This window comes from Metallibacterium sp., assembly GCF_054637675.1.
This window is the reverse complement of the sequence record NZ_JBTSRB010000068.1, coordinates 1-11,709: the sequence shown is the minus strand read 5'-3', so window position 1 is coordinate 11,709 and position 11,709 is coordinate 1. Positions and strand designations below refer to the sequence as shown.

Sequence of the window (11,709 nt, the reverse complement as noted above, 5' to 3'; positions counted from 1 at the left end):
TCCCGACTCCCGAGTCCCGAGTCCCGAGTCCCGGCGCGAGCCATTCCCCGCGCCGCTGCGCGCAGCGCACAATCCGCGCATGACTGCCGCCGCCGCCGCCGCCGATGCGCGCCCACGCTGGGCGTGGCTGCTGCCTTTCGCGCTGATCTTTCTGCTGCCGTTCGGGCGCGCCGCCGAGTTGGGCACGCTGGCGCTGATCGTGCTGTGCGCGGTCCGGCTGCTGCGCCAGCCGCGCGCACTCGCCGCGCTGCCGTCCGCGCGCTGGGCGCTGCTGATCTGGGCCTGCTACGAACTGGCCGCGCTGGGCTCGACGCTGCACGCGGTGGCGCCGCTGCGCACCTGGGAAACGGTCGTGGCGATGCTGCGCTATCTGCCGCTGCTGCTGGGTGTTGCCTGGGTGCTGCGCGATGCGGTGCAGTGGCGCCGGCTGCTGCGGGCGGTGGCGCTGCTGACGCTGTTGTGGACGCTGGACGCGTGGATGCAGGCGCTGACCGGCTGGAGCGTGCGCGGCCACGCCATGCCGCATCGGTTGACCGGCGTCTTCGGTGCGGGCGATCCGAAAATGGGGCAGGTGCTGGCGGTGTTGGCGCCGTTTTTGCTGGCGCTGGCGCAGCGCTGGCGCGGGCGCGTGGCGCTGATCGCCGCGGCACTGCTGTTGCTGGGGCCGATCCTGCTGTCCGGTTCGCGCGCAAGTTGGGTCACGTACGCTTTCGTGCTGGCGATTTTTTTGTGGCGCGAGGCGGGTTCGTGGCGGCGTTTCGCGTTGTGGTCAGCGGCAGCCGCACTGCTCGGCGTGCTGGCGCTGGGTGCGGCGTGGCAGACCTCGACGCGCTTCGATGCGCGCATGCAGCGCACTCTGTTGGCGCTGAAGGGCAGCGAGCACGACATCAACGCGGCGCTGTCCGGACGCCTGACCATCTGGGCCGATGCGGGGCGCATGATCGCGGCCAACCCGTGGACCGGCGTCGGCGTGCGCGGCTTCCGCTACGCCTACCCGCGCTACGCCAGGCCGGGCGATCCGTTCGTCAATCACCCCGAGGACCAGGGCGCTTATTACGCGCACCAGATCGTGCTGGAGATCCTCAGTGAAAGCGGCGTGCTCGGCTTGGCGCTGTGGACGCTGGGCACGCTGCTGGCCTGGCGCATGTGGCGGCGTGCACCGGCGCGCGCGCGTGCGCTGGCCTGGCCGGCCGGCATCGCGGTGCTGGCCGCGGTGTTTCCATTCAATACCACGCTGGCGTTTTATTCGGCCTGGTGGGGACTGCTGTTCTGGTGGCTGCTGGCACTGTGGATCGGCGCGCTGGGCACTGCGCCCGCGACGGAGGCGCACGCGCCTGGCGCGTGAACCACTGTCGCTGGTGGTGACCACGCGCGACAATGCCGCCACGCTGGCGCGGTGCCAGCGATCGGTCGCGTTCGCCCTTGAAGTACGCCAAGTCGTATGAGGCGTGGCGCGTCGAACGCATCCAGCCGCCGCGATAGGCGCGCATGGCGCTAGACTTTCGCGTCCGAACACTCTTGCGAAGCCGCCATGCCTTCCTTCGATATCGTCTCCGAGGTCGACCAGCACGAGTTGACCAATGCCGTCGATCAGGCCAATCGCGAGCTGAAGACGCGTTTCGATTTCCGCAACGTCGAAGCCAGTTTCAAGCTCGACGATGGCGTGATCACCCTGACCGCGCCCAGCGATTTCCAGCTCAAGCAGATGCTGGAGATCCTGCGCGCGCGCATCGCCGCGCGCGGCATCGATCTGCGCTGCTTGGATGCGGGCGCGGCCGATGTCAATCTGGCGCAGGCGCGCCAGCGCGTGACGGTGAAGCAGGGCATCGAGCAGGCGCAGGCGAAGAAGCTCATCGCCGCGCTCAAGGCGGCCAAGCTCAAGGTCGAGGCGCAGATCAATGCCGACAAGCTGCGCGTGAGCGGCAAGAAGCGCGATGACTTGCAGGCCGCGATGGCGCTGCTGCGCGTCGGCGAGTTCGAGCTGCCGCTGCAGTTCGAGAATTTCCGCGATTGAATCGCTGCGATCCAGCGCGACGCGCGCCATCGGCCTCGCGCCGCGCGGTCGTGCGGTGCCTTATGCGGCAGCCTTGTCGAGGCTGGCGATGTCGATCACGAAGCGGTAGCGCACGTCGCCCTTGAGCATGCGCGCGTAGGCAGCGTTGATCTGTTCGATCGGGATCAGCTCGATGTCCGAGGCCACGCCATGCGCGGCGCAGAAATCGAGCATTTCCTGCGTCTCGCGGATACCGCCGATCAGGGAACCAGCCAGGCGCTTGCGTCCGACGATGAGCGAAAACGCATGCACTGGCGTCGGATCGGGCACGCCCACCAGCACCATGGTGCCGTCGCGGCGCAGCAGGCCGAGGTAGGCATTGTAATCGTGCTGCGCCGAGATCGTGTCGAGGATGAAATCGAAGCGTCCGGCGTGCTGCTTGAACACGGTCTCGTCCTTGGTCACCAGGAAGTCATCGGCGCCCAGGCGCAGTGCATCCTCGCGCTTGCCGGCCGAGTGGCTGAGCACGGTCACGTGCGCGCCCATGGCCTTGGCGATCTTCACCGCCATGTGACCCAATCCGCCGAGGCCCACCACGGCGATCTTGTCGCCGGCCTTGACGCCGAAATGGCGCAGCGGCGAATACGTGGTGATGCCGGCGCACAGCAGCGGCGCGGCGCGATCCAGTGGCATGCCTGTGGGGATGCGCAGCACGTAGTTCTCGTCCACGGTGATGCGGCTGGAGTAGCCGCCATAGGTTGGGCGCATGGTGTCGAGGCTGCCGTCGGGCTTGCGCTCGTAGCCGTTGTAGGTTGCGCTCATGCCCTCGGCGCAGAACTGCTCCTCGCCTTCCTTGCAGGCCTCGCAGTGGCGGCAGGAATCGACGAAGCAGCCCACGCCCACCACATCGCCGATCTTCCACTTGGAAATGGCGCTGCCTACCTTCGACACCACCCCGACGATCTCGTGCCCCGGCACCATGGGGAACACCGAGCCACCCCACTCGTCGCGCACCTGGTGGATGTCGGAATGGCACACGCCACAGTACTTGATGTCGATGAGTACTTCGTGTGCCCCGGGCGCGCGGCGTTCGATGCTGAAGGGCGCCAGCGGCGATTGCGCCGAGGCAGCGGCATAGGCGGGGGTCTTGGACATGGGGATACTCCGACTGGGATGGGGACGATAAGAACTAGGGTGACATCGCGTGCTGGGGTGACACCGTGCATTTACAGGGAGGCCTTGTCTTGCCGTTACGCCATGCTCTCTTGTCATGCTGAGCATTGCAAAGCATCCCGGCATCCGACGACGCGCCGCGCGCAATCACGCGCCGAGATCCTTCGCGATGCTCAGGATGACATCGTGGCTGCGCTCAGCACCGCGCTCAGGATTGCGGCTATTGCATGCAAGAGTATGCGTGTCGAGCTGTAAACGCCGCGTGGGTGTGAATGCGGTGTTGCATGCGCGCGACAGCGATGATCAATCCGCAACGCGCAACGCGCCCGGTGTCAGGCCACCGAGTCGCCACGGGCCGATGGCGATGCGGATCAGGCGCAGCGTGGGATGGCCCACGGCGGCGGTCATGCGCCGGATCTGGCGGTTGCGGCCTTCGCGCAGGGTGATCTGCAGCCAGGCGTCGGGCACGGTCTTGCGCCAGCGCACCGGTGGCGCGCGTGGCCACAGCCAGTCCGGCACTGGCACGCGCTCGACCTCGGCCGGGCGCGTGGGGCCGTCGTTGAGTTGCACGCCGCGGCGCAGTGCCTGCAGCGCGGCGGCATCCGGTTCGCGCTCGATCTGCACCAGATAAGTCTTGGGCGCGTGGTGGCGCGGATCGGTCAGGCGCTGGATCAGCGCGCCCTCGTCGGTCAGCAGCAGCAGGCCTTCGGAGTCGTGATCGAGGCGCCCGGCCGCGTACATCAGGTGCCACGCCGGATCGTGCGCGGGCAGCGCGCCTGTCGGCGCTGGCACGGCCGGCGGCAGCAGCGCGGCCAGCGTGGGCCGGTCGTCGCAACCGGTGAACTGGCACAGCGTGCCGTACGGTTTGTTGAGCAGCACGCGCACCGGCGGCTCAGGCGTCGGATACCGGTGGCTCGATGTGGTTGCGCGGCGCCGGCCCGCTGCCGGGGCGCGGGCACACCGACTGCAGGCCATCGATGTGCTCCTGCAAGGTGGGCGAGATGCCCTGCCACATCGGATCGAGGATCACGTCGATGCCCTCGCGCCGCGCCAGCTTGGCCGCGGGCACGAAGTCGGCATCGCCGGTGACCAGCACGATCTGGTCGACCAGACGCTTGTGCGCGAGGCTGGCGATGTCCAGGCCGATCTTCATGTCCACTTGGGTCTGGCGCAGGTCCAGCTCGAAGTGCTCGTCGCGCAGGTTGTCCCAGCGCAGCGCGCCGTTGCGCAAGTCCTGCAGCGCGTTGCGCCGCAGCACCCATTCGCCGCGTTCGGCCAGGCGCCCCAGGCGCAGCGCCATCTTGCGTACGCGCTTGAGCTCGTTGTGCAGTTCGCGGCGGAATGCGGCCGAGGCGCTGGCGCCGAAGTCGATGCTGTTGCCGCTGACCGGACGCTCGAAGGTTTTTTCCAGCGGCGCGCAGTCGTAGAAAAAAATGCGGTACAGCGCGTCCTTGGGTCGCTCCAATTGCTTGAGGTGGTCCAGCGCCATGCCGAACAGGGTGCGCGAAACGGTGCGCGCGTCGTTGCCATCGCGGTCTTCGTACACCTTGCGGAAACGCGCCAGAAAGTAGGCGCCATCGATCAGGATCGCGGTCTTTTGCATAGGGTTCCCATAGGATTTTCCGGATAAAATCGGCGCGACGGAATCTTGTGATCGCGCCGGTGTTGCAACCTTGCGTTACATCGCCGCGATCAGGCGATCGCCGAACTCCGAGCACTTGACCTCGGTGGCGCCGTCCATCAGGCGCGCGAAGTCGTAAGTGACATGTTTGGCGGCGATGGCCTTGTCCATGGCGTGCACCAGCGCATCGGCGGCCTCGTTCCAGCCCAGGTAGCGCAGCATCATCTCGCCGGACAGGATCAGCGAACCTGGGTTCACCTTGTCCTGTCCGGCATACTTGGGCGCGGTGCCGTGGGTGGCCTCGAACACGGCATGGCCGGTGATGTAGTTGATGTTGCCGCCCGGCGCGATGCCGATGCCGCCGACCTGCGCGGCCAGCGCGTCGCTGAGGTAATCGCCGTTCAAGTTGAGCGTGGCCACGACGTCATACTCGGCCGGACGCAGCAGGATCTGCTGCAGGAAGGCATCGGCGATCACGTCCTTGATGATCAGGCCGGCGCCGGGCTTGCCCGCGGGAATCACGTGCCAAGGGCCGCCATCGTGTTCGACCGCGCCGAAGAAATCGCGCGCCGTCTGGTAACCCCAGTCGCGGAAGCCACCCTCGGTGAACTTCATGATGTTGCCCTTGTGCACCAAGGTCACCGACTTGCGCTGGTTCTTGATCGCGTACTCGATGGCGCTGTGCACCAGACGCTCGGTGCCGAGGCGGCTGACCGGCTTGATGCCGATGCCGACTTCCACCGGCAGCGTGCGTTTGGGCGCGCCCGCTGCCTCGAGCAGCGCCAGCCAGTCGTTGACGCGCGCCTGCGTGCCGAAGCGGATCTTGGCGAAGGCCTGCGGGTCTTCCTTGGCGAGGAAATCCAGCACGCGCTGCGCCTCGTTGCCGCCGCCGGCCCATTCGATGCCGGCGTAGATGTCCTCGGTGTTCTCGCGCAGGATCACCATGTCCACCTTGCCCGGATCGCGCACCGGGCTGGGCACGCCCTTGAACCAGCGCACCGGGCGCAGGCACACGTACAGGTCCAGCATCTGCCGCAGCGCCACGTTGAGCGAGCGAATGCCGCCGCCCACCGGCGTGGTCAGCGGACCCTTGATGCTCACCAGATAATCGCGGCAGGCCTGCACGGTGCTGTCCGGCAGCCAGGTGTTGAACTGCTTGAAGCTCTTTTCGCCGGCGTACACCTCCATCCAGTGGATCTTGCGCTGACCGGCGTAGGCTTTGGCCACCGCGGCATCGAGCACGCGCACGCTGGCGCGCCAGATATCCGGGCCAGTGCCGTCGCCTTCGATGAAGGGGATGATGGGATTGCGCGGAACCTGCAGACGGCCGCGATCGATGCCGATCCTGGCGCCACCGCTGGGCACGACGAGTTGAGGTTCGCTCATGGGATATCTCCTTGGGGCCAGCGCGGCAGCGCCGCGAAAGATGCATTGTCGCGCTTTGACGGACCTACAGAAAGCTCGGGATTGAGCGCGCGCAGCGAATCAGCTCCCATCAGCGCGACCGGGTGCGGCGTACGCGGCATCGAGGGCCGCCTGCAGCGTCGCCTGATCGGCCCACGCCAGCGTGGCGCGGCGCCGATGCCGCAGCAGCAGCGCGCGCCAGCGCCGCTTGCGCAGCAGACGCATGAAGCGCGGTGATGGCACGCGCTGGCCCAGCACGTGCAACCAGCGGCCGTCGCTGGCCAGTTGCAGGCCCAGCCGCCGCGCCACCGCGGCCAGCGCCGGCACGCTGAAGAAACCGATGTGCTGGCCGCTGTCGAGCATGTAGTAATGCCATTCTCCGGGACGGTTGCGCGTCGCCGGCAGCAGCTCGCTGCTGAGCACCAGCACGTCCGCCTCGGCAGCCAGCGCGGCCAGCGTCTGCAGCGGATCGGGCAGGTGCTCGATCACCTCGAACGCGGTGGCGAGGTCGTAGTGCGCGCCGGGCTGCGCCTCGAAGCCGCGCGCATAGAGATTCGCACAATAGGGATCGCGCCAGCGGAAATCGTAGCCGCGATCGCGCAACAGGCGCACCAGCAGACCACTGCCGGCGCCGTGATCCAGGCACGCGCCGGCCTGCGGCCAGTGCCAGGCCAGCAGCGCGGCGGTACGCTCGGCCAGATCCAGATTGCGCGCCACGATGCCGGTATCCAGCGTGGTGATGGCGCTGTCGCTGTAAGCCTCGGCCAGCCAATGCGGATCGGCCGCGCGCACGTATCCGCAGTCGGCGCAGCGTAGGAACTGCGCCGCGTACTTGCGTAGCACTGTGGCGCTGGCGAAGGGCGTCTCGGTGCCGCGGCAGATCGGGCAGGTCATGCGCTGCTCATTTGACGTTGCGCAGATCCCAGTGCGGACCGATCAGCCAGGTCAGACGCTGCGCGATGATCTTCATCGGCAACGTGCTGCGGATTTCCAGTTCCACGTGCAGATCGCGCGATTCGGCGCGCACGCTGGCGGCGGGATCGAGCGCGCCCAGCGCGACCGGGACTTTGTCCGGTTCGTGCTGCAGGGCGCACCAGCGCGCGAACAGCGTGGGCCGCTGCAGCGCGTCTTCGATGGCTTCGGCCAAGGCCTCGGGGCTGTCGCCGGCGAAGGCCAGCGCGGGCTCGGTACCGCGCGCGCGGGTGAAGTGTTCGATGTGGATCAGGAACAGGCTCATGGGGTCGGACTCATGGCAGCGAATGTGAGACGTGAGACGCGCTGTGGTTCTTGGGTGTCATCCTGAACGTAGTGAAGGATCTCACGCTTGAGTCTCGCGCAAAGTCTGCCGGCACCGGCATGCGCCGAGATCCTTCGCTGCGCTCGGGATGACACGGGGTTGGACGTCACACGCTAGACGCAAACGGAATCGGGGTGCTCATCGCGGCCACAATCGGCGTCAACGCCTGCGCCGCGGCGGCGGCGGGCATGGCATATTCGAGCACACCCAGACACGGCGCCGGCAGGCGCGCGCGCAGCGTATCCAGATTGCCGGCCAGCGCTGGCAGCGAAGGCTCGATCTGGTTGCCGATCCAGCCCAGCAGTTCGCAACCATCGGCGCGGATCGCGCGCGCACTGAGCAGGGCATGGTTGAGGCAGCCCAGGCGCAGGCCCACCACCAGAATCACCGGCAGGCGCAGCGCGTGCGCCAGATCGCCGGCAACAAGCCTGTCCGACAGCGGCGCCAGCCAGCCGCCGATACCTTCGACCACGCGCGCATCAGCGTGCGCGCCCAGTAGTGCGTAGGCCGCGTGGATCGGTTCCAGCGTGATGCGGCGGCCCTCCGCGGCGGCAGCCAGATGCGGCGAGATCGGCGCGGCGAAGGCCAGCGGATTGACCAGCGCGTAATCGGGGCGCGGATCGCTGGCGGCCTGCAGCGCCAGCGCGTCGTCATTGCGCAAACCCTGCGGCGTCTGTTCGCAACCGCTGGCCACCGGCTTCATGCCGACCGCATGCAAGCCGGCCATGCGCAGCGCGCGCAACAGCGCCACGCTGACGAAGGTCTTGCCGATGCCGGTGTCGGTGCCGGTGACGAATACGTCGCGCGTGTGCATGGCACAATTGTGGCTTTCCGCGGAAGTTACGTCATCCATGCACGCGTTCGATAGTCTCGATCATCTGCCCAAGCAGGATTTGTACGCCGCGTTGGTGCGCGAGACAGCGGCGCTGCTAGGCGACGAGCGCGACCTGATCGCCAACGCCGCCAACTTCGCGGCGCTGGTGTGGCAGCAGGTGCCGACGCTCAACTGGTGCGGATTTTATCTACTCAAGCCCGATGGCGATCTGCTGGTCGGCCCATTCCAGGGCCGGCCGGCTTGCGTGCGCATCGCGCTCGGACGCGGTGTGTGCGGTACTGCCGCGGCCACGCGCCAGACGCAGTTGGTGAAAGATGTGAACGATTTTCCCGGCCATATCGCCTGCGATGCCGCCTCGCGCAGCGAGATCGTGGTGCCACTGCTGCGTGACGACGGCACGCTGCTGGGCGTGTGGGATGTGGACAGCCCCGCGCCCGCGCGCTTCGACGCCGAGGATCAAGCCGGCATGGAAGCGCTGTGCCGGGTATTCATGGCCAGCATTGATTGAGCGCTGGCAGGGTGTTGAGAAACACCCTGATGCCGTGGGACAAGGATATCCCGACTTGAGCAAGTGCCAGGAAGGCACTTTGCTCAACAATCCACTAGCGTGCGGCCAGCTCGCGCGGCGATCCGCCCAGCAACTTCGTCAGTGCACCGCGCGCGGTCTCCACGCCCGTACCCGCCGTGGCCGAGAACACCTGCGCCGACAGCACGCCGCCCAGTTGTGTCAGCTCGCGCTGCACCGCCAGCAGCGTTTGCGCGATCTGGCCGCGACCGAGCTTGTCGGCCTTGGTCAGCAGCACGTGGCAGGGCAGCGCGTGCGCGGCGCAGAACACCAGCATCTGCTGATCGAATGGCGTCAGCGGATGGCGGATGTCCATCACCAGCGCCAGCGCGCGCAGGCTGCGGCGTCGCGCCAGGTAATGTTCGAGTGCCTCGCGCCACTGCGCGCGCACGGCCTCGGGCACCTTGGCGTAGCCATAGCCAGGCAAATCCACCAGGCGGCGGCCATCGGGCAGGACGAATACCACCAGATGCTGGGTGCGTCCCGGCGTGCGCGAGGTGCGCGCGAGGCCGTGCACACCGACCAGCGCGTTGAGCGCGCTGGACTTGCCGGCGTTGGAACGGCCGGCAAAGGCGATTTCCGCACCGCTGTCGGCGGGCAGCTTGTGCGGGTCGGGCGTGGACAGCACGAAGCTGGCGCCGTGCAGGGGATTGCTGGGCATGGGAATCCGTGCGGATAGAGGGTTTGACCGCCTCCGGAGGCGCAAGGATAATCCAGCGCTGGTACGCGCCGCCCCGCCGCGCCGCGGGCAAACGGGTTGGTGCGACATCGGCAGCACCCGATCGGCCTCTGCGGAGAAGGTACATGAAGCTGGGCAGCATGATGGTTCTGGGCGCGCTGTTGTTCGCCGCCGGCGCGCATGCCGAGGGCGCGATGCCGCCAGGCACGGTCGCGGCGGGCAAGGCCAAGTCGGCGATCTGCGCCGCCTGCCACGGCATGGATGGCAACTCGACCGATCCGCAATACCCCAAGCTGGCCGGGCAGCAAGCCAGTTACATCTATCGCCAACTGGTGTTGTTCAAGAGTGGCGTGCGCCAGAACCCGATCATGCTCGGCATGGCCATGTCGCTGAGTCATCAGGACATGGCTGATCTGGCGACTTATTTCGCCGCGCAGAAGATCATCCCCGGCGTGGCCGATCCCAAGGCCGTGGCCGTCGGCCAGGCTTTGTACCGCGGCGGTGATCGTGCCACCGAAGTACCGGCCTGCATGGCTTGCCATGGCCCGGATGGTCAAGGGAATCCCGGCGCGGTGTATCCGCATCTAGCCGGGCAGCACGCGACTTATGTGCGCACCGTGCTGACCGCGTGGCATGACGGCACCACGTGGGGCAAGACCGCCCACGCCTCGATCATGCCGACGCTTGCCAAGCGCCTCACCGCCGCGCAGATCGCCGACGTGGCCAGCTACATCGCCGGTCTGCACACGGCGACACCGATCGTGCCGACGCAGCCGACGCTGAACAACACGGCCTTCGCCAAGTAACGCCCGCAAGCAGTCAACGCGGGCCGCGCCCGCATCACGAGGATTGCCCGATGTTGAAGTCCTTGATTCCGGCCGTGGTGCTGGTTCTGCTGCTGGCTGGCTGCTCGTCGTCGCAGCCGCCGGCCAGCCCGCTGGCCTCTGCGCCGACGACAGCGGCTGCTGGCGCCAGTGCCGCGCCCGCCAGCAGCACGCCAGCGGCGGCGTCCAATGCCGCACCCGCTGCGGCGACCAGCACAGCTTCGGCCCCGGCCAGCGCGACAACCACGGCCAGTGCACCCGCCACCGCGGCCAGTGGCGGTGGTACGCCGGTGCTGGCGCCTGCTGACACGGGCCAATGGGTCGAGGGCAAGAACTATTTCCGCATCGAACCCGCCGTGCCCACCGACCGCGCTGATCACGTGGTGGTGACCGAGGTGTTCTCATGGGGTTGCCCGGCCTGCAATCAGTTCCAGCCGATGGCCGATGCCATCCGCGAGAGCATGCCGGCCTACGTGCACTGGCAGTATCTGCCGGCCTCGTTCATTTCGCCCGAGGACTGGCCGACTTTCCAGCGCGCCTACTACACCGCGCAGGCGCTGGGTCTGGACAACCCGACCACGCACGACGCCATGTTCAAGGCGATCTGGACGCCCGGCGGTCCGCTCAACACCTACGACGGTCTGGGCACGTCGCAGCCGCGCGTCAAGCGGCATCTGCCGAGCATCGCCGCTGTGGCCAAGTTCTACGCCCGGTACGGCGCCGACCCCAGGACTTTCGAGGCCACCGCGGATTCGTTCGCGATCCGGGCCAAGATGAAACGCGCCGATCAGTTGATCAAGGCCTACGGCGTCGACAGCACGCCGACGCTGGTGGTCAACGGCGCGTATCGCCTGGACGTGCTCTCGGCCGGTGGCCTGCTGGAAACCCAGAAGCTGGTGCAATATCTGGCGCAGAAAGAAGCCGCCGCCATGCACCTGAAACAGTGAGAATTCGTCGATGAGCCCCGCCCGGATCAAACGCGCCCTGCGCAAGCACCTGCTGCTGTGCGCCGTACTGCTGGCCGGCATGGCGCAAGCGGCGCTGGCGCAAGTCGGCGGCCCCTCGATGGTGATGTACCAGCCCGGCGTGGCCTACAAGGCCATCACCCCGGCGCAACCGCTGAATCCCGCGGCCAAGCGCATCCAGGTGATCGAGGTGTTCTCCTACGCCTGCCCGCACTGCTTCGAGTTCCAGCCCTACGCCGAGCAGATCCGCAAATCGCTGCCGGCCGATGCCGAGTTCGTGCGCCTGCCGGCCGTGTTCTGGCCGGTGTGGGAGCCGTTCGCGCGCGCGTTCTTCGCGGCGCAAAAGCTGGGCG

15 protein-coding genes are annotated in these 11,709 nt (G+C 67.6%); 6 read left to right on the top strand and 9 right to left on the bottom strand.

What is annotated here, in order from left to right; genetic code table 11:
* Together ACYDAT_RS14645 and ACYDAT_RS14640 are read left to right on the top strand one after the other, a co-directional pair.
* On the top strand, positions 1 to 1,345 hold a 1,345-nt coding region (locus ACYDAT_RS14645), incomplete at its 5' end, for an O-antigen ligase family protein (RefSeq protein WP_461451037.1).
* A 186-nt stretch (positions 1,346 to 1,531) separates the two neighbouring features.
* The gene (locus tag ACYDAT_RS14640; protein WP_461440941.1) at positions 1,532 to 2,014 is read left to right on the top strand and encodes a YajQ family cyclic di-GMP-binding protein; all 483 of its coding nucleotides are present in this window, start codon (positions 1,532 to 1,534) and stop codon (positions 2,012 to 2,014) included.
* A gap of 60 nt (positions 2,015 to 2,074) precedes the next feature.
* Here the strand turns inward: ACYDAT_RS14640 and ACYDAT_RS14635 are convergent, their stop codons facing one another.
* The 7 genes from ACYDAT_RS14635 to bioD form a co-directional block, all read right to left on the bottom strand.
* Positions 2,075 to 3,148 (bottom strand): NAD(P)-dependent alcohol dehydrogenase, encoded by a 1,074-nt coding sequence (locus tag ACYDAT_RS14635; protein ID WP_461440940.1) that lies wholly within the window; start codon positions 3,146 to 3,148, stop codon positions 2,075 to 2,077.
* 321 nt (positions 3,149 to 3,469) lie between these two features.
* Positions 3,470 to 4,051, bottom strand: coding sequence for a pseudouridine synthase (locus ACYDAT_RS14630; protein WP_461451035.1), 582 nt, complete (start codon positions 4,049 to 4,051; stop codon positions 3,470 to 3,472).
* A gap of 7 nt (positions 4,052 to 4,058) precedes the next feature.
* Complete coding sequence (locus tag ACYDAT_RS14625) at positions 4,059 to 4,769, bottom strand: NYN domain-containing protein (RefSeq protein ID WP_461439656.1); 711 nt, start codon at positions 4,767 to 4,769, stop codon at positions 4,059 to 4,061.
* A 75-nt stretch (positions 4,770 to 4,844) separates the two neighbouring features.
* The gene (gene icd, locus ACYDAT_RS14620) at positions 4,845 to 6,173 is read right to left on the bottom strand and encodes an isocitrate dehydrogenase (NADP(+)) (protein ID WP_461439655.1); all 1,329 of its coding nucleotides are present in this window, start codon (positions 6,171 to 6,173) and stop codon (positions 4,845 to 4,847) included.
* A 99-nt stretch (positions 6,174 to 6,272) separates the two neighbouring features.
* Complete coding sequence (locus ACYDAT_RS14615) at positions 6,273 to 7,085, bottom strand: class I SAM-dependent methyltransferase (protein WP_461439654.1); 813 nt, start codon at positions 7,083 to 7,085, stop codon at positions 6,273 to 6,275.
* A gap of 7 nt (positions 7,086 to 7,092) precedes the next feature.
* Positions 7,093 to 7,428 carry a hypothetical protein gene (locus tag ACYDAT_RS14610; RefSeq protein WP_461451033.1) on the bottom strand — a complete coding sequence of 112 codons (336 nt, stop codon included), beginning with the start codon at positions 7,426 to 7,428 and terminating at the stop codon, positions 7,093 to 7,095.
* A gap of 166 nt (positions 7,429 to 7,594) precedes the next feature.
* Complete coding sequence (bioD, locus tag ACYDAT_RS14605) at positions 7,595 to 8,302, bottom strand: dethiobiotin synthase (RefSeq protein WP_461451031.1); 708 nt, start codon at positions 8,300 to 8,302, stop codon at positions 7,595 to 7,597.
* Positions 8,303 to 8,339: 37 nt separating this feature from the next.
* Between bioD and ACYDAT_RS14600 the strand changes: the two genes are divergently transcribed.
* Positions 8,340 to 8,831, top strand: coding sequence for a GAF domain-containing protein (locus tag ACYDAT_RS14600; protein WP_461439651.1), 492 nt, complete (start codon positions 8,340 to 8,342; stop codon positions 8,829 to 8,831).
* Positions 8,832 to 8,925: 94 nt separating this feature from the next.
* Here the strand turns inward: ACYDAT_RS14600 and yihA are convergent, their stop codons facing one another.
* Complete coding sequence (yihA, locus tag ACYDAT_RS14595) at positions 8,926 to 9,549, bottom strand: ribosome biogenesis GTP-binding protein YihA/YsxC (RefSeq protein WP_461440936.1); 624 nt, start codon at positions 9,547 to 9,549, stop codon at positions 8,926 to 8,928.
* Positions 9,550 to 9,692: 143 nt separating this feature from the next.
* On the opposite strand from yihA, the gene ACYDAT_RS14590 reads away from it, so the two are divergent.
* On the top strand, positions 9,693 to 10,373 hold the full coding sequence (locus ACYDAT_RS14590) for a c-type cytochrome (RefSeq protein WP_461439649.1): 681 nt from the start codon (positions 9,693 to 9,695) through the stop codon (positions 10,371 to 10,373).
* A gap of 34 nt (positions 10,374 to 10,407) precedes the next feature.
* Here ACYDAT_RS14590 and ACYDAT_RS14585 read toward each other — a convergent pair whose 3' ends face one another.
* Positions 10,408 to 10,701, bottom strand: a complete 294-nt coding sequence (locus tag ACYDAT_RS14585; protein ID WP_461451029.1) for a hypothetical protein — start codon at positions 10,699 to 10,701, stop codon at positions 10,408 to 10,410.
* Between ACYDAT_RS14585 and ACYDAT_RS14580 the strand changes: the two genes are divergently transcribed.
* A complete protein-coding gene (locus ACYDAT_RS14580; protein ID WP_461451027.1) occupies positions 10,682 to 11,338 on the top strand; it encodes a thiol:disulfide interchange protein DsbA/DsbL in 657 nt (218 codons plus the stop codon). The two genes, ACYDAT_RS14585 and ACYDAT_RS14580, sit on opposite strands and share 20 nt — an antisense overlap.
* Before the next feature lie 10 nt (positions 11,339 to 11,348).
* The coding region (locus tag ACYDAT_RS14575; RefSeq protein ID WP_461451025.1) for a thioredoxin domain-containing protein at positions 11,349 to 11,709 on the top strand (361 nt) is incomplete at its 3' end.